At 59.8% G+C, this 22,679-nt stretch carries 25 protein-coding genes; 13 read left to right on the plus strand and 12 right to left on the minus strand.

Annotation, left to right across the window (positions count from 1 at the left end; all coding sequences use genetic code 11):
* Positions 1 to 42: 42 nt before the first annotated feature.
* The 9 genes from V8J81_RS18090 to mutM all read right to left on the minus strand — a co-directional run bounded on the left by V8J81_RS18090 (position 43) and on the right by mutM (position 10,140).
* The gene (locus tag V8J81_RS18090) at positions 43 to 663 is read right to left on the minus strand and encodes a Rieske (2Fe-2S) protein (RefSeq protein ID WP_368477143.1); all 621 of its coding nucleotides are present in this window, start codon (positions 661 to 663) and stop codon (positions 43 to 45) included.
* Positions 660 to 3,077, minus strand: a complete 2,418-nt coding sequence (gyrB, locus tag V8J81_RS18095; protein ID WP_368477144.1) for a DNA topoisomerase (ATP-hydrolyzing) subunit B — start codon at positions 3,075 to 3,077, stop codon at positions 660 to 662. The genes V8J81_RS18090 and gyrB overlap by 4 nt, the downstream gene beginning before the upstream one ends.
* A gap of 16 nt (positions 3,078 to 3,093) precedes the next feature.
* On the minus strand, positions 3,094 to 3,672 hold the full coding sequence (locus V8J81_RS18100) for a DUF1697 domain-containing protein (RefSeq protein WP_368477145.1): 579 nt from the start codon (positions 3,670 to 3,672) through the stop codon (positions 3,094 to 3,096).
* Entirely contained in the window at positions 3,669 to 4,766 is a 1,098-nt protein-coding gene (gene recF / locus V8J81_RS18105) for a DNA replication/repair protein RecF (RefSeq protein WP_368477146.1), read from the minus strand. The genes V8J81_RS18100 and recF overlap by 4 nt, the downstream gene beginning before the upstream one ends.
* 55 nt (positions 4,767 to 4,821) lie before the next feature.
* The gene (dnaN, locus tag V8J81_RS18110; protein WP_368477147.1) at positions 4,822 to 5,940 is read right to left on the minus strand and encodes a DNA polymerase III subunit beta; all 1,119 of its coding nucleotides are present in this window, start codon (positions 5,938 to 5,940) and stop codon (positions 4,822 to 4,824) included.
* A gap of 113 nt (positions 5,941 to 6,053) precedes the next feature.
* A complete protein-coding gene (gene dnaA, locus V8J81_RS18115) occupies positions 6,054 to 7,499 on the minus strand; it encodes a chromosomal replication initiator protein DnaA (RefSeq protein ID WP_368477148.1) in 1,446 nt (481 codons plus the stop codon).
* A 531-nt stretch (positions 7,500 to 8,030) separates the two neighbouring features.
* A complete protein-coding gene (gene rpsT, locus V8J81_RS18120; RefSeq protein ID WP_368477149.1) occupies positions 8,031 to 8,297 on the minus strand; it encodes a 30S ribosomal protein S20 in 267 nt (88 codons plus the stop codon).
* Between the two features lie 150 nt (positions 8,298 to 8,447).
* Positions 8,448 to 9,224 (minus strand): enoyl-CoA hydratase, encoded by a 777-nt coding sequence (locus V8J81_RS18125; protein ID WP_368477150.1) that lies wholly within the window; start codon positions 9,222 to 9,224, stop codon positions 8,448 to 8,450.
* A gap of 64 nt (positions 9,225 to 9,288) precedes the next feature.
* The gene (gene mutM / locus V8J81_RS18130) at positions 9,289 to 10,140 is read right to left on the minus strand and encodes a bifunctional DNA-formamidopyrimidine glycosylase/DNA-(apurinic or apyrimidinic site) lyase (protein ID WP_368477151.1); all 852 of its coding nucleotides are present in this window, start codon (positions 10,138 to 10,140) and stop codon (positions 9,289 to 9,291) included.
* Between the two features lie 90 nt (positions 10,141 to 10,230).
* On the opposite strand from mutM, the gene ubiE reads away from it, so the two are divergent.
* Complete coding sequence (gene ubiE, locus V8J81_RS18135) at positions 10,231 to 10,977, plus strand: bifunctional demethylmenaquinone methyltransferase/2-methoxy-6-polyprenyl-1,4-benzoquinol methylase UbiE (RefSeq protein ID WP_368477152.1); 747 nt, start codon at positions 10,231 to 10,233, stop codon at positions 10,975 to 10,977.
* Positions 10,978 to 12,507, plus strand: coding sequence for a 2-polyprenylphenol 6-hydroxylase (gene ubiB / locus V8J81_RS18140; protein ID WP_368477153.1), 1,530 nt, complete (start codon positions 10,978 to 10,980; stop codon positions 12,505 to 12,507).
* On the opposite strand, the gene V8J81_RS18145 is transcribed toward ubiB, so the two are convergent.
* Together V8J81_RS18145 and V8J81_RS18150 are read right to left on the minus strand one after the other, a co-directional pair.
* Positions 12,508 to 13,173: a flagellar hook capping FlgD N-terminal domain-containing protein gene (locus V8J81_RS18145; protein WP_368477154.1), complete on the minus strand. Its 666-nt coding sequence runs from the start codon at positions 13,171 to 13,173 to the stop codon at positions 12,508 to 12,510.
* Positions 13,174 to 13,183: 10 nt separating this feature from the next.
* A complete protein-coding gene (locus V8J81_RS18150; RefSeq protein ID WP_368477155.1) occupies positions 13,184 to 14,929 on the minus strand; it encodes a flagellar hook-length control protein FliK in 1,746 nt (581 codons plus the stop codon).
* Positions 14,930 to 15,040: 111 nt separating this feature from the next.
* On the opposite strand from V8J81_RS18150, the gene V8J81_RS18155 reads away from it, so the two are divergent.
* The 6 genes from V8J81_RS18155 (at position 15,041) to V8J81_RS18180 (ending at position 19,170) form a co-directional block, all read left to right on the plus strand.
* Positions 15,041 to 15,337, plus strand: a complete 297-nt coding sequence (locus V8J81_RS18155; RefSeq protein ID WP_368477156.1) for a rod-binding protein — start codon at positions 15,041 to 15,043, stop codon at positions 15,335 to 15,337.
* On the plus strand, positions 15,337 to 15,678 hold the full coding sequence (locus V8J81_RS18160) for a hypothetical protein (RefSeq protein ID WP_368477157.1): 342 nt from the start codon (positions 15,337 to 15,339) through the stop codon (positions 15,676 to 15,678). The genes V8J81_RS18155 and V8J81_RS18160 overlap by 1 nt, the downstream gene beginning before the upstream one ends.
* Positions 15,679 to 15,897: 219 nt before the next feature.
* Positions 15,898 to 17,478 carry a flagellin N-terminal helical domain-containing protein gene (locus tag V8J81_RS18165; RefSeq protein ID WP_368477158.1) on the plus strand — a complete coding sequence of 527 codons (1,581 nt, stop codon included), beginning with the start codon at positions 15,898 to 15,900 and terminating at the stop codon, positions 17,476 to 17,478.
* Between the two features lie 122 nt (positions 17,479 to 17,600).
* Positions 17,601 to 17,975 carry a flagellar biosynthesis regulator FlaF gene (gene flaF / locus V8J81_RS18170; protein ID WP_368477159.1) on the plus strand — a complete coding sequence of 125 codons (375 nt, stop codon included), beginning with the start codon at positions 17,601 to 17,603 and terminating at the stop codon, positions 17,973 to 17,975.
* A complete protein-coding gene (gene flbT / locus V8J81_RS18175) occupies positions 17,972 to 18,376 on the plus strand; it encodes a flagellar biosynthesis repressor FlbT (RefSeq protein ID WP_368477160.1) in 405 nt (134 codons plus the stop codon). The genes flaF and flbT overlap by 4 nt, the downstream gene beginning before the upstream one ends.
* Entirely contained in the window at positions 18,373 to 19,170 is a 798-nt protein-coding gene (locus tag V8J81_RS18180; RefSeq protein WP_368477161.1) for a DUF1217 domain-containing protein, read from the plus strand. The genes flbT and V8J81_RS18180 overlap by 4 nt, the downstream gene beginning before the upstream one ends.
* 12 nt (positions 19,171 to 19,182) lie before the next feature.
* Here the strand turns inward: V8J81_RS18180 and V8J81_RS18185 are convergent, their stop codons facing one another.
* Positions 19,183 to 20,514, minus strand: a complete 1,332-nt coding sequence (locus V8J81_RS18185; RefSeq protein ID WP_368477162.1) for a FliI/YscN family ATPase — start codon at positions 20,512 to 20,514, stop codon at positions 19,183 to 19,185.
* 100 nt (positions 20,515 to 20,614) lie between these two features.
* On the opposite strand from V8J81_RS18185, the gene V8J81_RS18190 reads away from it, so the two are divergent.
* The 5 genes from V8J81_RS18190 to V8J81_RS18210 are packed head-to-tail and all read left to right on the plus strand — an operon-like array spanning position 20,615 to position 22,676.
* Positions 20,615 to 20,968, plus strand: a complete 354-nt coding sequence (locus V8J81_RS18190) for a FlgB family protein (protein ID WP_368477163.1) — start codon at positions 20,615 to 20,617, stop codon at positions 20,966 to 20,968.
* Between the two features lie 9 nt (positions 20,969 to 20,977).
* A complete protein-coding gene (gene flgC, locus V8J81_RS18195; protein WP_368477164.1) occupies positions 20,978 to 21,370 on the plus strand; it encodes a flagellar basal body rod protein FlgC in 393 nt (130 codons plus the stop codon).
* A 25-nt stretch (positions 21,371 to 21,395) separates the two neighbouring features.
* Complete coding sequence (fliE, locus tag V8J81_RS18200) at positions 21,396 to 21,680, plus strand: flagellar hook-basal body complex protein FliE (protein WP_368477165.1); 285 nt, start codon at positions 21,396 to 21,398, stop codon at positions 21,678 to 21,680.
* Positions 21,681 to 21,684: 4 nt separating this feature from the next.
* Positions 21,685 to 21,951 carry a flagellar biosynthetic protein FliQ gene (locus tag V8J81_RS18205; RefSeq protein ID WP_368477166.1) on the plus strand — a complete coding sequence of 89 codons (267 nt, stop codon included), beginning with the start codon at positions 21,685 to 21,687 and terminating at the stop codon, positions 21,949 to 21,951.
* Positions 21,952 to 21,953: 2 nt separating this feature from the next.
* Entirely contained in the window at positions 21,954 to 22,676 is a 723-nt protein-coding gene (locus tag V8J81_RS18210) for a flagellar hook-basal body complex protein (RefSeq protein ID WP_368477167.1), read from the plus strand.
* The last annotated feature ends 3 nt before the right edge of the window (positions 22,677 to 22,679 follow it).

Raw genomic sequence — 22,679 nt, forward strand, 5'->3', positions numbered from 1 at the left:
TGTTCTGTGTTCATGCGAGATATCGGCCGGTCTTGACCCATGTCAGTCGCCTGAGCCGTAAATCAGACGGTCGACACCACCCAGCAGGAGCAACTCTTGTTCGGTCAGCAAGATAAGGTGACCATCTTCGGTGACGGTATGGGGTGGAATTCCGATGCTGTCCGCGCCAAGGCCATTGGTGATCAAGCGCCGGCCGACGGGGTCAAATTCTTCGGCCCCGCGCATGCAAAACCAAGTGTTTTCCGGCCTATCAGAATAGGTTGCAATAAACCCCATGTGGTCGCATTGCGCGTTCATGACGACAATGGGGCCATCGGAGTCAATTGTGCGGTTCTCGAAACTGGCAGGTGCATCTGGGGGCAGCATCGCATTGCGGGCCAGCGGATCGAGTAGATCCGTAATGTCGATGCTGCGGGCGAGGGATTCTTGTTCTGACGTGAGGCGGAGGACGATGACCGGGTTGTCGAGCCAATCAATGGTGACGGGCTGACCCGGGTTGAGGAGCGACAGATCGAAACGCGCAGCTGTTTCTTCGGCTTGCTGATCGGCGGTCGGGCCGAGGGTGCGCCCCAAGCCAAGTATTGCGGCACCCACGACCATTACCCCGAACGCGATCGTTACGTAACGCAGGGTATTCGAGGGCGCTGGTGGTTGGTCGTTCAAAAATCGAGGTTCTCGACGCTGAGCGCGTTCGCTTGGATGAATTCACGCCGCGGCTCCACCACGTCGCCCATCAGCTTGGTGAAGATGTCGTCGGCCTCAGCCAAGTCTTCGATCTTTACTTGCAGCAGCGTGCGCGCCTCTGGGTCCAGCGTGGTTTCCCAGAGTTGGTCGGGGTTCATCTCCCCCAAGCCTTTGTAGCGCTGCATCTGCTGGCCCTTGGCACCTTCGTCGAGGATCGCTTGCAGAAGTTCGGTGGGGCCATGGATCAATTGCTCTCGCTCTTTCCGGGCGAGGGTGGCCGGATCGCGATAGACGGTGCGGGTGTCTTTGGAGACTTCGCTCAGCTTGCGCGCCTCGCCGGAGCGCAGGACAGCACCATCGAGGGTGCGGATTTCTTCGACGCCGCGCAGTACACGAGAAAGGCGGATGCCGTGATCCTGTGTGATCCGGCCCTGCCAGCCGCGTTCGTATTCGACAGCCACGAGATCGAGGCGCTTGGCCACGTCATCGGCCACGCCCTGCAAGTCACTGTCGGCCTTGCCGGGGTCGAACGCGCCCGCGATGGCGGCCTGTTCGACGATGTGACGGGGGTAATGGGTCGGGAAGGCATCAAGGATGCGCTTGAAGTTGCGCGCGCCATCGACGACGCGGGCAAGGTCCTGACCGGCAATTTCCTCGCCAGAGGGCAGGCGAAGGGCGGCCCCTTCGATGCCTTGCGCGACGAGGTAATCCTCCAGCGCGGCCTGATCTTTGAGGTAGACCTCGGACTTACCGCGACTGACTTTGTAAAGCGGCGGCTGCGCGATGTAGAGGTTCCCGGCCTCAATGATCTGGGGCATCTGGCGGAAGAAGAACGTCAGCAGCAGGGTGCGGATATGGGCGCCGTCGACGTCCGCGTCCGTCATGATGATGATCTTGTGGTAGCGCAGCTTTTCGAGGTTGAACTCGTCGCGGCCGATGCCGGTACCGAGCGCGGTGATGAGCGTGCCGATCTCTTGGCTCGACAGCATTCGGTCGAAACGCGCGCGTTCGACGTTCAGGATTTTCCCGCGCAGAGGAAGCACGGCCTGATTGTGACGAGAACGGCCCTGTTTGGCGGAGCCGCCGGCAGAGTCACCCTCAACTAGGAAGAGCTCGGACTTCGCCGGGTCCTTTTCCTGGCAATCGGCGAGTTTGCCGGGAAGAGAGGCGACATCCATTGCCGTTTTGCGGCGGGTGAGTTCGCGGGCCTTTCGGGCGGCTTCGCGGGCAACGGCGGCCTCGATGATCTTGGTGACGATCAGGCGGGCCTCGTTCGGGTGTTCTTCGAACCATTCCGAAAGCTTCTCGTTCATCAGCCCTTCGACGGCGGGGCGGACTTCGGAGGAGACGAGTTTGTCCTTGGTCTGGGAGCTGAACTTGGGGTCCGGCACTTTCACGGACAGCACGCAGGTCAGCCCCTCGCGCGCATCGTCGCCGGTAAAGTTCACCTTCTCCCGCTTCGCGATCCCGGAGGAGTTGGCGTAAAGGTTGATCGTGCGGGTCAGCGCGCCACGGAAACCCGCAAGGTGCGTGCCGCCATCGCGCTGGGGGATGTTGTTTGTGAAAGGCAGAACCGACTCGTGGTAGCTGTCGTTCCACCACATGGCGACTTCGACGCCGATGCCGTCTTTCTCACCTTCAACATATATTGGCTCTTCGATCATGGGGGTCTTGGAGCGGTCGAGATATTTGACGAATTCCTTGACGCCACCTTCATAAACGAGGTCGGTTTCCAGTGCCTCCGCCGGGCGTTCATCGCGCAGGATGATGCGCACGCCCGAATTGAGGAACGCGAGTTCGCGCAGGCGATTTTCGAGGGTCTTGAAGGAATATTCGAGGTTCGAGAAGGTCGTGGTGGCGGCCATGAAGCGAACTTCGGTGCCGGTCTTGCCATCGGCATCGCCCACAACCGCAAGGTGGCGGACGGTTTCGCCATGTTCGAACCGTGCGGTGTGCTCCTTGCCGTCGCGCCAGATGCGCAACTCCAGCCAATCGGAGAGCGCGTTCACAACCGAAACACCCACGCCATGCAGGCCGCCTGAAACCTTGTAGGAGTTGCTATCGAACTTCCCGCCGGCGTGCAGCTGGGTCATGATGACCTCGGCGGCTGAGACGCCTTCTTCCTCGTGGATGCCCACGGGAATGCCACGACCATTATCGCTGACGGAAACGCTAGAATCTGCGTGGATCGTAACCGTTACGGCATCCGCATGACCGGCCAAAGCCTCGTCGATGCCGTTGTCCACGACCTCGTAGACCATGTGGTGCAGGCCCGAGCCATCATCGGTGTCGCCGATATACATGCCGGGGCGCTTGCGAACCGCCTCCAAGCCTTTGAGAACTTTGATAGAATCGGCGCCGTAGTCTTCCGGTGTCGGGGTTTGCTCTGCCATGTGATTTTTGTCCCGCTTATTTGCGCAATATATACGCATTTTGCGCGGGGATGTCACGCGGTTGGCACAAGATTTGGTGGAGTCCGAGGTTGTCGATCAAGGTAGTGATCGCGGCGATGGTATTCCAGTTGCGTGCGGTCATGGGCTCGCCCGCGAGACGTTCGATCTTGGAGGCAAGTTTCGACGTGCCAAAGCCGTTTGGCGTGTGGAGCCAGAGCACACCGGGATGGCTTGAGAGCGCTTCCGTAGGATCGCGGGGGGCTTCCATCGGCGCTGTGTCGATTGCGGCGTCATCATGGAAATATCCGTGCAGGGTTTTGGGTAGACCGGTTGGGAACGGGTTCGTTGCGATGCGCTTGCGCCAATCCTCTGCGGTGAGCGCGATGATGTCGCGGCGGAAGCCGTGGACGGCCTCGATCCGGTCGGCGAGATCGCCTGGGTTGATCGGGGTTGGGCAGACTGCGTTGCCCGATTGCAGATGCGTTTTCGCACCGCCTGCGCCCAAATCGTCCAGCATCGCACGCAGGTCGGCCATGGGCAGCTTGCCGTGGCCCCCGACATTGATACCGCGCAGGAGGAGGATTTGCGCGCTCATGCTACCGTCACGGCGCTTTCGCCGTCCTGTTCGGTCACTTCGAAGTGTTGCGCGCGGTCACCCAATTCCGTGAACAGTTCCGGCCCGGTGCCGGTCATCCAGGCCTGCGCCTCCAGCGCGCAGATCTCATCAAAGAGCGCGGCGCGGCGGCCCGCATCGAGATGAGCGGCGACCTCGTCCAACAAGACAAGCGGCGCGGTTCCGGTTTCGGCCTTGAGGGCGCGCGCATTGGCGAGGATGAGAGAAATCAGCAGCGCTTTCTGTTCGCCGGTGGAGCATTGCTTTGCTGGCACATTCTTGTCGCGGTAGATCGCGCCCATATCAGCGCGATGGGGCCCGACAAGCGTACGCCCGGCGGCGATGTCGCGGGCGCGACTGTCAGCGAAGGCGGCTTCGAAATCCGTCGCCGTCTGGCAGTGGGTGTCGACCACGATGCTCAGGTCTGCGGCTGGGAAGGCCGTCGCAGCGCCGTCCTGCGCGGCGGCGATCCGGCGGAGCGCGTCTTCACGGCCCGCAACGATCCGAACGCCCGCCTCGGCCATCTGAGCCTCCAGCGCACGATACCAGGCAGGATCGCGGACATCGTCTTTCAGCAATCGGTTCCGCTCACGCATTGCCTTTTCGTAGGTCAGCACCGCCTCGGCGTGGTCGGGCAGGAAGCTCAACGTGATGCGGTCCAAAAACCGCCTGCGCCCATCTGCGCCTTCCATCCACAGGCGATCCTGCGAGGGGACCAGCCAGACGATGCGCAAGAGCTTTGCCAAGGCGACTTGTGGTGCGGACTTGCCGTCGATCTGCGTGATGCGCGCCTGCGAAGGTTCGGCGGTCAGCGCAATTTCGTGGCCGATGCCGGGGCCTTCGATCTCGGCACTGACTTTCCAGCCGATCGCTTCGGGCCGTCGGATAATATCGTCCGCCGACGCACGCCTGAGCCCGCGCCCAGGGCTGAGCAGGGATACGGCTTCCATCAGGTTGGTCTTACCGGCGCCATTGGGGCCGAACAGGGCAACCGGGCGGCCATCCAGGGAAAGCCGCGCGCGCCGATGCGAGCGGAAGTGGGACAGCGACAATGATGCGACGAACACCTTGCTCATCGCGCGCCCCTTTCATCTTGCCAGAAAAACTCCCGCCGGAGGCATCCGTCCGGTGTCACACGCGCATCGGCATGACGACGTAGATTGCACTTTCGTCGTTGCCTTCGCGCATCAGCGTGGGCTCGGCGGGGGAAGAGAACATGAAGACGGCGTTCTCACGGTCCACCTGGCTGGCGATTTCCAGCAGGTATTTCGCATTGAAGCCGATCTCCAGCTTTTCGTCGCCATAGGCCACGGCCAGCTCTTCTTCCGCATTGCCCGCATCGGGCGCGTTGACCGACAGGACCAAACGATCTTCGTCCAGCGCCATCTTCACGGCGCGGGAGCGTTCAGATGACACGGTCGCGACGCGGTCCACGGCTTTGGCGAAATCGCCTGCGTCGACTTCCATCCGGCGGGTGTTCCCCATCGGGATCACGCGGGTGTAGTCGGGGAAGGTGCCGTCAATGACCTTGGAGGTCAGGGTGATGTCTGGCGTGGCGAAGCGGATCTTGGTCTCGGACACCGACACAGCGATTTGGGTGTCGTCATCATCCAGCAGCTTGCGCAGCTCGCCCACTGTTTTGCGGGGTACAATCACGCCCGGCATTTCGGCGGCGCCATCGGGCAGGTCTGTGTCGATGCGAGCAAGGCGGTGGCCATCGGTCGCCACGGCGCGCAGGGCTTTGCCGGCTTCGCCGTCCGCGATGTGGAAGTAGACGCCGTTCAGGTAATAGCGCGTCTCTTCGGTGGAGATCGCGAATTTCGATTTGTCGAACAGGCGGCGAAGGATCGGCGCGGTGGACGAGAAGTTCGCGGCGTATTCCGTGGAAGCCATAACCGGGAAGTCTTCGCGGGGCAGTGTGGCCAGCTGGAAGGAGGAGCGGCCCGCTTCGATTGTTAGGCGACCGGCGGCGCTGTCTTCGGTCAGGCTCACCAACGCCCCATCAGGCAGTTTGCGGACAATCTCGTGGAACGTCACCGCGGAGACCGTCGTGGCACCAGCGCGCTCGACTTGGGCGGGGGCCTTGTCGACCACCTCGATATCCAGGTCCGTGGCCCGGAAGGAAACGCTGTCGCCCTCGGCCTCGATCAGCACATTGGCGAGGATCGGAATAGTGTTCCGACGCTCCACAACCGATTGTGCCTGAGAGACCGCACGCAGAAGAGTGGCGCGTTCGATGGAAAGCTTCATGTCCCTGGCTCCGACAGATGGCGGGGCCGCGAGACTGGCCCGGACCCCGTTCTATGGCAAGTTGTTTATGCAGGTTTGGGCGGGGGCGGACCGGTGGTCAACCCCCTGACGGCTTATGCTTCAAGCATACGACGCAGAAGTTCCGCATCTTCGGCGATCTGGCTGTCGATCTGCATCAGCTCTTCGATCTTGCGCACACCGTAAAGGATTGTGGTGTGATCGCGGCCGCCGAACTTTTTGCCAATCTCAGGCAGGGAGCGGGTCGTCAGCTTCTTACAGAGGTACATCGCCATCTGCCGGGGACGCGCGATGGCGCGTTGGCGGTTCTGACTGATGATGTCGACTTGACGGATTTTGTAGTAGTCGCAGGTCTTCTTGAGGATCTCGTCCATCGTGACCTTACGGTCGGAGGCGCGGAGAATGTCGGCGAGGTTGTCGCGGGCGAAATCCTCGGTCACTTCGCGGCGGACAAGATCACCGGTGGCGTAAAGGCGGTTCAGCGCGCCTTCCAGCTCACGAATGTTAGATGCGATCTTGCGGGCGAGGAATTCGAGCACGCCGTCGGCGAACTGAACATGCGGATACTTCTGGCTGAGGATGGCCGCCTTGTGCTGAAGCACGGAGAGGCGAAGCTCATAGTCCGTCGGGTGGATGTCCACGACGAGGCCGCTTTGCAAGCGCGAGGCGATGCGGCTATCGAGTTCTTCCATGTCCACGGGCGCTCGGTCGCCGGAGATGACGATCTGCTTGCCCATCTCGACCAACGCATTGAATGTGTGGAAGAATTCCTGCTGGGTTGAAGTCTTGCCAGCGATGAACTGGACGTCATCGACCATCAGAACATCGACATTGCGGAAGGTTTCCTTGAAGTCGAACGTGTTCTGTTCACGCAGCGCGCGGACGAAAAGATGCATGAATTGCTCGGCCGAGAGGTAAAGGACCTGTGCATCGGGGAAGCGTTCCTGCAAATCCCAGGCGATGGCGTGCATCAGGTGCGTTTTACCAAGTCCCACGCCACCATAGAGGAACAGCGGATTGAAGGTTACGTCGAGCGTCTCGGCGACACGGCGGGCGGCGGCATGAGCCAACTCGTTAGGCTTGCCGACGACGAAATTGGCGAACGTCAGGGCAGGGTTGAGTTTGGTGCCGGGCAGATCAGTGGAGCGCGCTGCGACGGGCTGGGGCCGTGGGGCTGGCGCGGGCTGCGGAGCAGGCGCTGATGGCGCGGGGGCTGGAGCCGAGACAGCCATTTCCAGTTCCGGCGCCGGGGCTGCCTGTTGCGGAGCGGGTGCATTGGCGGCTGCGGTCGCAGGCTTGCGCGCACCGACGGCGAATTCAACACGATCTGCACTCACGCCATGCGATGCCAGATGACGTAGGATCAGGTCGCCGAAATTGTTCGAAACCCAAGAGCCAATGAAGCTGGTCGGTACGTGGAAGTGCGCCGTACGCTCATCCACGCGGTCGAAGGAAATCGGCTCGATCCAGGCTGAAAAGTTGTTCTTGCCGACAACTTGCAACAATTCCTGACGTACCTGGCCCCATGTTTCGTTTGTCATTCCCTCGTCCAGTCCTTTTTGTCTCGCCCGGGCGTCTGGCCGCGCCCGGTGCATATCCACATTCTGCCTGCGAGACGCCCGCTTCGCGCACAAACAGCACCGCCGTCCGTTGGGTGACCAACGGCTACGGGTGTCGTTCGCGCTGTGCGTGCACGTGGGAGGATGTTCACGACGCAGCCGACAAACACGGGCATACCCCCTGACGGGTTACAACGTGTTTCCCTACACTCCCATTCCAAAGCGCCGACTCTGTCCAGTCGGGATGGGCCGAATGCTGTCCGTCATTCAGCCTGTCTTAGCTTCGAACCGAGGCGTTGCGCCCCTCATCCGCCCCCCAAGGCGTCTGACTCGCCTGAGGACCGTATCGGGAGTCGCGCGAACCTCGCAACACCTCTTCGCGCTTGACTCTGCACCTTTCGAAAATCGAATCTCTCGGGCACGATTAGACCCTTGTCTGCGCTACAAAAATAGAAATGAAAAAAGGCGCCCCGGTGACGGAGCGCCTTCAAAATAAGGGCTATATGTGGGCGATTACGCGCCCATCGCCTTCACACGTGACGCGAGACGCGACATTTTCCGCGCTGCGGTGTTCTTGTGCAACACACCCTTGGTGACGCCGCGCATCAGTTCGGGCTGGGCGGTTTTCAGCGCTTCAGCCGCTGCCGCCTGATCGCCGGAGGCGATAGCTTCCTCAACTTTGCGGAGGTGCGTGCGGATGCGCGAACGGCGGGCTTTGTTTACGGCAAAACGACGCTCGTTCTGGCGGGCGCGTTTCTTTGCCTGGGGCGAATTTGCCATGATGTGTGATCCTTCATCGGAACGGTTGCAACGGTTTACGCGCGGGAGAGTCCCGACCCCGGGTTTACTACCGGGCGAATCTGGCCGAAGCGGGCCTCACACGCATGTGTGGCGCGGCGTTTAAGGGAAACCGCGCAGTCTGCCAAGCCCTTACTTGTCGCGGAATTGCGGTTCGCGCTTTTCAATGAAGGCTGACATGCCTTCGGACTGGTCTTCGGTCGCGAAAAGCGAATGGAACATGCGGCGTTCAAACAGCAGACCTTCGGATAGGCTGAGTTCTTCAGCGCGGTTCACGGCTTCCTTCGCGGCCATGGTAGAGATCGCAGACTTTTCGGCAATCTTGGTCGCCGCCGCCATGACCTCTTCCATCAGCTTCTTGGCGGGCACCACACGGCTGACTAACCCTGAACGCTCCGCCTCTTCTGCAGCCATGAAGCGACCGGTCAGGTGCATATCCATCGACTTGGATTTGCCCACCAGACGGGTCAGTCGCTGCGTGCCGCCCATCCCGGCAATGACGCCAAGGTTGATTTCGGGCTGCCCGAACTTGGCGGTCTCCGCCGCGATGATGAAGTCGCAAGCCATCGCCAGTTCGCATCCGCCACCCAAGGCATACCCTGCTACGGCCGCGATGATCGGCTTGCGGATACGCTCGATATTGTCAGCCGCATCGGCAAAGAGGTTTTCGTACACCACGTCCGTGTAGGACTTTTCAGCCATCTCGGTGATGTCGGCCCCTGCTGCAAACGCTTTGTCCGAGCCTGTGATGACGATGCAGCGCACCTTGTCGTTTTCGTCGGCTTTCGCCAACGCCCTGCCCAGTTCCTCCAGCAGCTGCGTGTTCAGCGCATTGAGGGCATCGGGGCGGTTCAATTTGATGAGGCAGATATGATCTTCGACGTCGACGATCAGGGTCTCATAGGCCATGGATTGGTGCTCGGGCGCTGTTGAAACGAGCCTTGAGGCTTAGCACCAGTGGCGGTGGGTTCAACTACCTTTGACAGGCCGAGCAGTAGAAACTGGACCGCCCCGATTGCACCTTGCGTTTGATTTTCTCTTGGCAATCCGGGGTTTGGCAGGGTTCACCTTCGCGTCCATAGACGAAAAAGGTGTGTTGAAAATATCCCAGTTCGCCATTTGCTTGTCGATGATCCCGCAGGGAAGACCCACCGGCTTCGATAGCTTCTGCCAATACATCGCGGATGATCGGCACCAATCCGGCGACTCGGGGCGCAGAGATGCGGCCAGCGTGTCGGAGCGGAGAAATGCCAGCCCGGTAGAGCGCCTCACACACGTAGATATTGCCAAGCCCCGCGACGATGCGTTGGTCGAGCAGCACGGATTTGACCGGTGATCGTTTGCCGCTGAGTGCGGTGATCAGATGTGCCTCGTTGAAGGCGTTGCCAAGCGGTTCCGGGCCGAGATCACGGATCAGCCAGTGATCGCTATGCTTTGCTGTGTCCATCAGGTCCATCGCGCCGAAACGACGTGCATCGTTGAACGTGATCCGCGCGCCTGCGTCGGTGTCGAGCACAACATGATCGTGCTTCTCTGGCGTGGGGTGATCATGGTGAAATTGGCCAAGCGGATCGCCTGACACTGTCATGCGGCCCGACATACCCAGATGGATCAAAAGCGTCTCGCCCGTATCGAGGTCGGCAAGGATATATTTCGACCTGCGGCGGAGCGCTGTGACGGTTGCACCGGTCAGCCGTTCTGCCATGCGATCGGGAAAAGGCCAGCGCAAATCGGGGCGGTTCACCGCAGCGTTCGCAATGCGCGCGCCTTCAAGTGCGGGCAAAAGGCCGCGACGCACTGTCTCTACCTCTGGAAGTTCGGGCAAATCGGGCTTTCCTTGTGTGGCATCAGGGTGCGTTGCAGCGCCCCAACAGGCCCCTATAAGAAGGGGTGCTAAGGCAAAAGGACAAGACCCATGGCGGATGACAATCGGACCCACTTTGGCTTTCAGGATGTGGCCGAAGATCAGAAGGCCGGGATGGTCCATGGAGTCTTCACCAATGTGGCCTCGAAATACGACGTTATGAACGATGTGATGAGCGTCGGCATCCACCGCATCTGGAAGGATGCGATGATGGATTGGCTCGCGCCGCGCGATGGTCAGAAGCTGTTGGATGTAGCGGGCGGCACGGGCGATATCTCATTCCGGTTCCTCAAACGTGCGCCGGGCGCACATGCGACCGTCTTCGATATGACCCAGAGCATGCTGGATGAGGGTGAAAAACGCGCCGAGGCTGAGGCGATGGCAGACAAGCTGGATTGGGTCTGCGGCGATGCGATGGCCTTGCCCTTCGCGGACAACAGCTTTGACGTCTACACGATCAGCTTCGGTATTCGGAACGTGGTTCGGATCAATGAAGCGCTTGCCGAGGCGTACCGCGTGCTGCGTCCTGGGGGTCGCCTGATGGTGCTGGAGTTTTCGCAGCTGCCCAATGAAGGAATGCAGAAGCTCTATGATCTTTATTCCTTCAACGTGATCCCACGCATGGGGCAAGTGATCGCCGGGGATCGCGACTCGTATCAATACCTGGTCGAATCGATCCGCAAGTTCCCGGATCAAGAGACCTTTGCCGGCATGATAGGGGATGCCGGGTTCGAGCAGGTGAAGTATCGCAACCTGTCGATGGGCATTGCGGCGTTGCATTCGGGGTGGAAACTCTAGGTGCGCGGCCCTCACAACATTTGGCGGTTGGCGCGGACGGGCGCCACGTTTGAGCGCACAGGGGCCATGGGCGCTGTGCTGGAGGCGATGGAGGCCCCGCGTGCGATCCGCATTGCGGCGCGCGTGCTCGGGTGGCCGCTGAAATGGTTTGGCTTGCGCGGCGATCCTTCGATGCCGCCGGTGCCCCGTGCATTACAGGCACTGGGACCTGCCTACATTAAGTTCGGGCAGATCCTTTCGACCCGACCCGATGTGGTCGGGCCGGAAATGGCGCTGGAATTGCAGGTTCTGCAGGACAAGCTGCCGCCCTTTCCGACCACCGATGCGCGTCGCGTTGTGGCCGAGGAGCTTGGCCAGCCGCTTGAAGCTGTATTCAGCGATTTTTCTGAGCCGGTTGCGGCGGCGTCTATCGCGCAGGTGCATCGGGCGACCTTGAAGGAGAGCGGTCGGGACGTTGCGGTGAAGATCCTGCGGCCCGGCATTGATCGGGCGTTTCGAAAGGACGTAGATGCGTTTCACCTGATGGCGACATTGATCGAAACCCTGTCGCCGTCTTCCCGCCGTCTGCGGCCACGTGATGTGATTGATCACTTCGAAGGTGTCGTTCTGCAGGAGTTGGATCTGCGAATTGAGGCAAGCGCCGCTGGCGAGTTCTTCGCCAATACCGAGGCCGACGAAGGTTTCGTTGTGCCAAAGGTCGAATGGGGCATGTCATCCCGGCGGATGATGGTTCTTGGCTGGGCGGACGGCCTTCCGTTGAGCGATTTGGATGCGATCAATGCCGCAGGTCATGACAAGGTCGGGCTGGCCCGCACCGCGTTGCAGATGTTTTTGCGCCATGCGTTGCGCGATGGTTATTTCCACGCAGACATGCACCAGGGAAATCTGAAGGTTGCGCCGAACGGCGATCTGGTTGCACTCGATTTCGGGATCATGGGGCGGCTCGACGAGTATACGCGCCGGGTCTATGCCGAGATACTGATGGGCTTTATCCGCAAAGATTACCGACGTGTGGCCGAAGTTCATTTTGAGGCCGGGTATGTCCCGGCTGATCGGGATGTTGCCGAATTCGCGCAGGCGCTGCGGTCGGTTGGTGAGCCGATCTTCGGCATGGAAGCGAGCAAAATCTCCATGGGTCGTCTGTTGGCGTTCCTGTTTGAGGTAACGGAACGGTTCGGGATGGAGACGCGGACTGAATTGATCCTGTTGCAGCGCACAATGGTGGTTGTCGAAGGGGTCGGGCGATCCTTGGACCCCGATCTGAACATTTGGGCCGCCGCACGCCCGGTGGTAGAAGAGTATATCGCGCGAAATATCGGACCGCAGGCCGTCGCTCGCGACCTCTGGCGTACGGCACTGGTCCTGTCGCGCTTTGGGCCCCGTTTACCGCAGCTGGCCGAAGCCGCCTTGATCGCACAGGCACATCCGGAAAGACCAAAGCGTGAAAACCGCTGGCCGGAGCGGGTCTTGCTCGGGGGCGGCGGTTTGGCCCTTGGGTTGGCGGCAGCTTTGATCTGGGCCGCCTTCTGATCAATTCGGGCTGCGGAGACCCTGCACGGCTTCCGAAGGGATGCTGACGCCATTGGACATGGTCACCCAAACCTCACCATTCAGCGTTTGGGCTTCGGTGATTTCGGCAAAGACAAATGCGTACCGTTCTTCCAAAACCTCCTCTCCACGCCAGCTTTGGGCAGAGAGCGTATAGGTGCCGTTGGGCAATGGCTGACCATCATTGTCGAGGCCAGCCCATTCGAATGGGCCTTCTCCTAGGATGGCTGGGGCGTTTGCCACGACGGAGCCGTTTTGATCCCGCACTATCAGTTCAACGCGGTCGGCCAGTGGTGAGGGCGAGAGTTGAACACTCGTTGACTGACCGGCGAAATTGATCGGCATTTCTGCCCGCGCTTCCATGCCGATCCAACCGGAAAGTTGCCCCATGTTCATGGCAGTGAAGGCACCTTGAAGCTCTCGCAGGAGGTCATTTGTCTGGACCTGTTGCTCCACCCCCGAGAAGGTCGCGAGTTGCGCGGTGTATTCTGTTGAGTCTGCTGGGTTCAACGGATCTTGGTTGCGCATCTGGGTCGTGAGCAACTGTAGAAACATATCGAAGTCCGACGTGATTGCGGAGGCCGTTTCAGCGGCTGCCGCATTTGCGCCGGATGTTGCATTTGCGGGAAGCGAGGAGAGGATTTCCATTGTGCGTTTCCTATAGTCTCAGATCCAAGGTGCCCGCTGCATTGCGGGTCCGGGTTTCAGGCGTTTCAGGAGAAGGTGCGTCTGTTTCGGTCGGACTGTTTTCACCTTGGTCGGCGTGATCAGGTTCGTCGGATTGAGCGCCTGAGCCGTCTTGCGAGATATGGACGGACGGGGCCTCAATCCCGGCCCCTGCGAATTCCTGCGTGAGCAGGTCCATATGGCGGCGCATCAGTTCAGCCGTCTCGGGGCGTTCGGCGTGAATTGTCAGGGTCATGATCCCTGCAAGTTCGACCAACTGCATTCTGACCCGGCCCAATTCCGGTGGATCAAGAGCGAGTTCGATCGGTTGACCTCGCTCTTGGCTGTGATCTTGCAGGGCGGCCGCGATTTGTTGTGCGACCAACGTGGGAGCCGGGCCCGTACCATTTAGGGAAATTGGGGTAAGCGCAGTCGAATGGTTTGCGTTGAGAGGTGCGTTTTGCGCCACCATTTGTGGCTCCAAATCCAGAGCGGTTTCGAAATCCAGAGCACCTGGGCTGGCCGCGAACTGAGCCCCAGGAGTGGCTGCCTGCCACATCATTGGGAACGTTGTCGCGCGCGCCATTTGCAGCGGGACATTGGCTGCTTCGGCGGCCCTGCCGCTGGTTTGTGGAGGCGCTTGTACGTCGTCATGCACTTGTGGGGGATCGCTGGGGGGCAAGACATGCGGTGTTAGCGTTTCCGGCTCCACCGATGGCGCGGTCGCCAGCGGGATGGCCGCAACAGCGCTCCTTGCCATCGGAAGGTTGGCATTGGGCATGGTCGGCGAAAGAAAAGCGACCTGGTCTGGTTTGGGCCGGTCGGTGCGCTGGCTCGCCGAAACGCCAGCTTGGGGCACGCCTGTTGGATAATTCGGGATGGTTTGTGGCTGCGGGCTGACGGCCCTGAGCCCATCGGGTAAGCCCACTGGCGCTTGATCCAGATGAGTGGACTGACCCGATGCAGCAGCATTTGGTGGCGTTGCGTGTCGTGCCGGTGGCTCTGCATTGGCATGCGGTTCTGTATTGGCCGCGAGACGAGGCTGAGCGTCATTTTCTGGTGCGTTTCCAGCCGAGCCCTGGCCTAGAGGAAGCTGGACAAGAGTGCCAGCGGACGAGCTGCCGGAAGTGGGAAAAGTGTGAGCCGGCTGGTCTGCCAACAACAAAGGTCCATTCGCCTTTATCATGGGTTCCGTGCTTACGGGTGTTTCAATTGCAGTGGCACCAACTGCCTGAGGTACAGCTGGAACTGACGGAATGCTCAAAATGGGCAAGTGTGATGTAGACTGCGCCATCGAGAAAGCAGTTTTCTGGGCAGGTCGTCCGACAGGATGAGGCATGGCTTGAACGAAGGTCGTTGTCAGAACGGATTGGTTTCGCACTGCACTCTGATCTGGCGCAGGCTGTTCTTTTAGTGACGACGACGCGCTTGGTGTCAGAATCTGTAGAGGTTGCAGCGGTTCACTGTACCCTGCGTCCGTAAGGACCGGCGGTCGCGCAATACTCTCTGTAGGCAGAGCGGCCTCAAACGAAGGGGGGCCCATAGGTGTGTCATCTTCGTTTGCGATCACGTGCGGGGGCGTGCGAGGGTCCAACCCTTCAGCCCCTTCCAAAACGTCGCTTGCACCAAAAACCGCAAGAAACGGAACCTCCGGCGAAGGTCCGCCAGTACCATTTGGGCCGGCGACATTTGCCTGACCACGATTGATGGTAATAAGGTTTTGAAACAGATCATCCATTCTGGTTGTCCGTCTAGTTTCAGGTGCCCCTGCCTACCGTCGCCTCCCTTACGATTTCTTTACGCGCGTCTGGCAGGCTCAGAAAAAATCCTTCGAATGCGAGAGAATTCCATGACGACGGACATCGTGATCGGCGCCGCAGGCGCGCCGTCCTTGACGCAAGCGACGCAACAACATCAGGCTTTGCGCGAAGTCGCGCAGGATCTTGAAGCCGCATTTCTGGCTGAGATGCTGAAACATGCAGGCTTTGGAGAAGCGCGCGACAGCTTTGGCGGCGGAATAGGGGAGGAGCAGATGACCTCTCTTCTGCGAGCTGAGCATGCAAATGCGTTGGCGTCACAAGGAGGGATCGGTTTGGCGGAAACGATTTTCCAATCGCTGGTTCGTCAGGCTGAGGTCGGACAATGATGGGCGCTCCGAGACCGGTCTCGGAAGCGTTGGCAGAATTGCTCAACGCCCAAAAGGTCGCCCTTCTGAATGGCGATATTGAGGGGCTTTCAAAGATAGAGGCCCCGCTTGGTCGCGCGTTTGAACGGCTGAAAAAACATCCAATCTCAGATCAGGCCCTAGAGCGCATTCAGAAATCCGCCCGGCGCAATGCGGTTCTTTTGAAGGCCGCACAATCCGGCCTGAACATCGCGCGGGCCCGCGTCAGTGATCAAATGTCTGCCGGCCTGACTGTTTATGACGCCAAGGGGAGAAGTCAGTTCACTTCAAGCCCCGCGTCCCGATTGCTTGCACGCCGATAAGGCGCAGGTTTCGTTCAAATCCAACGGATTGAGCTGCCCTCGATTAGGGTCTTGTTCATCTGTTTGGACGCAAATCAGCGGCGCATCCATGTGGTGGCGTAGGCTGACACACCCGAGCCTGCAGACGTCAGAAAGACGGTTCATCCAGCGCACGAACTTCGGCGCTGCCTGTAATCCGGCGTGAAAAACACGCCCCGGAACATCAAGGAAAGGGACACCATGTCCAGCATTCTGACGAACAACAGCGCGATGGTCGCGCTTCAGACTCTCAAATCTGTTAACTCGAACCTGCAGCAGACCCAGTCCGAAATCTCGACGGGCAAGGCGGTTGCATCTGCCAAGGACAATTCGGCCGTATGGGCGATTTCCAAGGTCATGGAGTCCGACGTGAAGGGCTTCAAGGGCATTCAGGAAAGCCTGAGCTTAGGCGAGTCTACTGTCGCCGTGGCGCGGAACGCGTCCGAGACGGTCACCGACCTGTTGACCGACATCAAAGGCAAGATCGTTGCGGCCCAGGAAGAAAACGTGGATCGCGAGAAGATCCAGACCGACATCAATGCCCTGCGGGATCAGATCGGGGCCGTTGTTGGCGCCGCGCAATTCAATGGCTTGAACCTTGTCCAGGGAACGGACGAGGTGAACATCCTGTCTTCGCTTGACCGGACCGGCTCGGGCAATGTGTCGGCCTCGAATATCCGAGTGGACCGCCAGGACCTGACGTCAACCTCCGGTGTAAACGGGGTGGGCACAGGCAATGACTTGTCCGCGCAGATCGTTGACGCGGCTGGCGGAACGACAACATTCGCCGGCTCGAACCTTGTAAATACTGGCAATTCGGCAGTCATCAGCTTCGACTCGACCAATGGCTTCGATACAGGCGACACCGTGTCGATTACGGTCGGCAATCAAACAGTGAGCTGGACGGCAGGTGCCGACGATCAAAGTGGTGATGTCGGTCGTGACGCACTGTTGGGGAGCCTTCAGGCACTCGATCTTGAAGGCGTGACCTTCACTTCTGCAGCCGGTGCTGCAGAAGGTGACATTGTCGTAACATCGACGCGGTCCTTCGAGTCGCTTGATCTGTCGGTGGCGCTGGGCGGTGCAAATGCCGGTGACGGCGACGCCTATTTCAGCGCTATCAATGGCGATGCGCAGGTCGGAACGGCGGTTGAGGAAGCAACCATCGATCAGCGTGCTGAGGAGGTATTCTTCACAACCGCTGCGGCGCCGTCGGAAGGCAACTCCTATCAGGCGTCGATCGCTGGGACGGCGTATTTCTATACAGCCGGTGCCGGTGAAACGATGGAAGATGTGGCGCGCGGCTTGAAAACGGCGATTGATGCAGCTGGCATTGAAGGTGTGACCACGCAGGTCGCCATCAACGACAGCACGGGTGAGGTCAGCCTGAAGGTCGACAACTCGTCGGCAACGACCTTGGCGTTCGCAACTGCCGCTGCAGATGGTGGTGAAGCGTCTGGCGGCCTTTTCGGATTGGATGCCATCGACGTGACTTCGAATGAAGGTGCCGATTCCGCCCTCGATAACATCGAGACGCTGATCCAGAATTCGATCGATGCCGCGGCATCCTTCGGTTCAGCTCAGGGGCGGATTGAAACTCAATCGACCTTCATTGGCTCGCTTGTCGACTCGCTCAAATCCGGGATCGGTACTCTTGTGGATGCCGACATGGAAGAAGCGTCTGCACGCCTGCAGGCCCTTCAGGTGCAACAGCAGCTGGCAACCCAGTCTCTGTCCATCGCCAATCAGGCGCCACAGAATATTCTGTCGCTGTTCCGGTAATCGTCAATGGGTCGGGGCGTGGCTTTTCGCGCCCCGACAATCCGCTGCCCCAATGATCCCCACGCGGCCCACTATGCACCGACCGATCGCGCCGCACCGACACGCCCCAAGGAGCCTGTTTCGTGATTTCCACCTCGCTCGCCCAGTCCGCCTACGCTGCAAGCTCTGCTCCAGTGCGCTCGGACCGCGGCACTGAATATGCCGCATTCCAAACCGTCACCACCAAGTTGAACAAAGCGACGCAGCCGGATGCGTCGATGACAGCGCGCGCGGAAGCGCTCCACGAAAATCGCAAATTGTGGACTATTCTGGCATCTGACCTCGCTGACGATGGCAATGCATTACCGCAGACGTTACGGGCGCAATTGTTCTACCTTGCGGAATTCTCTCTCCTCCAGTCCCGCAAAGCTTTGGATGATCCGACTGCGCTTAAGGCATTGGTCGACATCAACACTTCGGTCATGCGCGGTCTGGCGGGACAGGGGGACGTAAAATGAGTGGTCTGGTTCTGAAACTCGGACCTAAGGAACGGGTCCTCGTGAACGGCGCCGTCATCGAAAATGGTGACCGTCGCACGCGTCTGGCAATCATGACGCCTGGTGCAAACATCTTGCGACTTCGGGATGCCATTCACCCGGAAGAAGCGAACACGCCTGTTCGCCGCGTCTGCTACATAGCCCAACTGGTCTTGTCGGGCGATGCGGATATCGACGAAGCACGGTCGCAGTTGTTACGCGGGATCGAGCAATTGAGTCAGGTGTTCACGGATGCCGATAGCCGGGCCCTCCTGTCTCGCGCGACACAGCATCTTGTCGAAGACCAAGTCTACCAAGTGTTGAAGTCTTTGCGTGGCTTGCTTGCACGTGAAGAGCGACTACTTGCTGCAGGAAGATCATGACATTTCAACCCGTACTACCATTCGGCGGATATTCCGGATGGAGGTTTCTGCAATCAAGTCTTGAGACCCAGCAAACGCAATTTGCGCAATCCCCGGTGCAAGACCGTGATCGGGATTACTTCCGCGAAAACATTGGCACAGTCACATCTGCTGAGGACTTGGTCTCAGATTACCGGCTGCTTCGGGTGGCACTTGGAGCATACGGGCTGCAGGACGATCTGCCGAACCGTGCCTTCATAGAAAAGGTCCTGTCGGATGGTGTCGGATCCGATGATGCTCTTTCAAATCGCCTCGCGGATAAAAGATATCGCGCCTTCTCGGAGGCGTTCGGATTTGGTGGCGTCCTGCCGCCGAACACGCAAAGCCCGACCTTTGCAGACCGCGTCTTGTCACGGTTCGATCGGCAATCCTTTGAGGTTTCTGTCGGGGAAATAGATGGCGATATGCGCTTGGCCCTAACGGCGTCCCGGGAAGTGCCGGAGATCGTAGCGGCTGGCGGAAGCGATACTACCGCCTGGTTGTCGGTGATGGGAAACCCACCCTTGCGGCAGGTTTTTGAGACGGCATTCGGATTGCCTTCGGCCATTGCCACCATCGACATCGACAAGCAGGTCGAAGCCTTCCGCGAAGGGGCCGAGCGGACTTTGGGCTTTGCGGATTTCTCGCAGTTCTCGGATCCGGAAGCGGTCAATGAACTGCTAAAGTCATTTACAATCCGGGCTCAGGTCAACGCGGGCATCTCGTTCACGACCCCAGGAGCCACCGCGATAACCCTGCTTCAGAACCTGGCGTAACCCGATATCACTTCAATTGGGTTTCCGGACGGGAGACGCAGAAGAGAGGATCTTTTCGAGAGCCTCAAAGCTTTGATCAACACCGCCAGTGTTTCGTTCCGCAACGAAAGCGTCCAACTCAGGCCAGACCTTCACGGCGGCGTCGGTCAATGGGTCGGATCCCGGCGAATAGAGTCCCGCCTGCACCATCACCTCCGCTTTGTCATAGGCAGCGATCAGGTGGCGTGCGCGTTGTATGGACCTGTTTTCGTCCTCCGATGCCGCGCCCGGCAAGGACCTACTGACAGAGCGCAAAACATCAATGGCCGGAAAACGCCCCCGTTCGGCAATCTCGCGCGACAGGACGACATGGCCGTCGAGCACACCGCGCGTTACATCAGCCACCGGCCCTTCCATATCCGAACCAGCTACCAGTACCGAGAAAATGGCTGTGATATTCCCTTGGTGCCCGATTCCCGGACCAGCGCGTTCGGCGAGGCCCATAACGGATTGCGCCATGGATGCTGGAAACCCCGATGGACCGAACGGTTCACCCGCCGCCGCAGCGACGTCGCGTTGTGCCTCAGCAAAGCGCGTTATGGAATCTGCGAGAAGCAGAACGTTGCGTCCTTGATCCCGGAAGTATTCGGCTACGGCCATCATAGCAAATGCCGCGCGCGCCCGTGTCGGCGCAGGCCTATCGGAGGTTGCCGCAATCACGACCGCGCGCGAAAGCCCCTTTGGCCCGAGAGTTTCGGCGACGAAATCACGAACCTCTCGCCCGCGTTCGCCGATCAGCCCAATGACGACAACGTCGGACTGCACCTCCTGTGCCAGGGCCGCGATCAGGCGCGATTTTCCGACGCCCGACCCAGCAAACAAGCCGACGCGCTGACCTTCGACAATCGGCAGCAAGGTGTCGAAGACCGCATGACCTGTTCCAAGGCGCTGGCCAAGACCACGGCGCCCAGTCGGCGAGGGAGGAGTGTTGATTAAGGGGTAGTTGCGCAGGCCTTGATGCAGCGCGCGTCCGTCCAGCGGCTGACCATCCGGGTCAATGACGCGACCCAGCCAGCTCACGTCTGGAGAGATGATCTGCGGGCCAATATGCGACACGCGGGCACCGAGACGCAGCCCGTCCGTGGGACCTTCGGGCATGACCTGCGCAAAGGCACCCTCCATCGCGAGAATCTCGCCCGTCAGATCGGCGCTGAAACGAACCCGATCGCCAAGCGCCGCGATCTTGTTCAGCCCCGACACGGAGACGCTGGATCGCCCGAGGGCAGTGACCTCGCCAATCGCATAGGATGTCGAAATCCCTTTTAGCTGCGCGCGCAACAGGCTGATGGCATCTGTGGTTTGCATCACGGGTTCTCCGGTGAGGTGGCGCAAAGCCGCGCCGCAATTACGGAATGTAAAGGAATCAGTCTTAAGCCTTCGTGTAGCCGAGATGGGAGAAGCCCAGATGTTCGATAGGCTTGAGATTTTTCAACTCGCGGGTGGATTAGCCCGCCACTCTGCGGCTCGTCAGGCTGTGGTCGCGCAAAACATCGCGAATGCGGACACGCCGGGCTATCGCGCTCGGGACGTGGCGGACTTTGCTGAGACCTGGCGGAATATGACGGCCGAGAACCGATTGGGCCACGGTGATATGCCTATGCGTGTTCTTGATGCAGGAACGCCTGCCTCACCGAATGGCAACACGGTTTCCCTTGAATTCGAAATGCTGCGCGGGATCGAGGCGCAACGCGCCCATGACCGCGCCTTACGTGTGTATGGATCTGCGATGACGATCCTGCGCACGAGCATCGGACGATAGGAGCATGGCATGACTGATTTTTCGAGTGCTCTCTCTGTCGCCGCATCTGGCATGCGGGCTCAGGCGCAACGCCTGACCCATGTGTCGGAGAATATCGCAAATGCCGATACGCCCGGTTACCAGCGAAAGGTCACAAGCTTTGAGGTTGAACGTGGGATGGGTGCGCCGGAAGGCGCGGTCCGACCCGGGCCTGTCCGGCTGGACCAGACGGCCCTGCCTGTCATCTTCGATCCAACCCATCCGATGGCAGATGAGACCGGAAGTTACGAAGGCTCGAACGTTGATCTGGTCATTGAACTGGCCGACGCGCGGGAAGCGCAACGGTCCTATGAGGCGAATTTGAGGATCTTCGACCAGATCCGACAGATGTCGTCTTCCCTGAACGAATTGCTACGACGCTAACCCCCGCATCTGAGGAGAATCCCGGATGGATATTCGCCAATCCCTTGCCGCGCAGGCCTACCAGCCGCTGCGCCAGACGACCCAACCTACCGAGACACCCGATGGAGGCGCATTCACGCAAGCCGTTGCAGGCTTTGCTGAGACCGTCGCCCAAGGCGAGGCACAGGCGCGAGCGGCGATGACTACAGGTGCAGATCCCCACTCGCTGGTCACTGCACTCGCGCAAACCGAGCTGGCTGTTGAGACGGCCGTGACGATCCGTGATCGCGTGGTGGAAGCCTATCAGGAAATCCTGCGGATGCCGGTATAAGCGCATGGATGAAATGATCTTTTTCGACACGATGCGACAGGGTCTTTGGGTGTCTGTTGCAATCTCCACTCCGATCCTCGCGGCGGCTTTGGTTTCTGGCATTTTGGTGGGCCTCTTCCAGGCCCTAACGAGTGTTCAGGAAATGACGCTAACGTTCGTGCCAAAGCTTGCGGCAATCGTGGTGGTGTTCTGGGTGTCGATGGGGTTCATGACACAATCCCTGACAACCTATTTCGCCGACACTCTCATCCCGATTATCGCGGGGATGTAGGCATGGATAACCCTGGATATACCTCGTTAACGCGCCTATCCGGTCTCGCGCGCGAGATGTCGGTTGTGGCCAACAATATTGCCAACATTTCGACCACTGGCTTCAGATCCGAAGGCCTGATCTTCGCAGAGCACATCGCTGCCACCGGCCGTAACGAGCCGTCGCTGAGCATGGGCAGCGCGATTGGCCGATCTATTTCGGCGCAACAGGGCGCATTGGAGCAGACCGGTGGGACCTTCGATTTCGCCATCGAAGGCGAAGGGTTCTTCATGGTTGAGTCGGTGGCTGGGCAAGCCCTGACCCGTGCCGGCGCCTTCATTCGGAACGATTTTGGAGAGTTGGTCACACCCGAAGGTGCCCGCTTGCTGGACGCCGGCGGGGCCCCGATTTTCGTGCCGCCCGACGCGCGCGGCGTTGCTTTGGCGCCAGATGGGACGATCTCGGCGGATGGTCAGCCTCTGACTGTTGTCGGCCTCTATATGCCGAACGACCCGCTCGAACTGTCTCGACAATCCGGCACCGCCTTCACAGCCGAGAGCGGTTACGTGCCCGCCGAAAACGCGCGCGTGGTTCAGGGCTTTCTGGAGCGATCGAACGTAAACGCGGTCGCCCAAATCTCCCGCATGATTGAGGTGCAGCGTGCTTATGAACTCGGCCAAAGCTTCATGGATGCCGAAGACAGCCGTATCCGCGACTTCCTGCGCACAGCAGGTCAGCGCAGTTGATCC

This window comes from Gymnodinialimonas sp. 202GB13-11, from assembly GCF_040932485.1.
Taxonomy (GTDB): Bacteria; Pseudomonadota; Alphaproteobacteria; order Rhodobacterales; family Rhodobacteraceae; genus Gymnodinialimonas; species Gymnodinialimonas hymeniacidonis.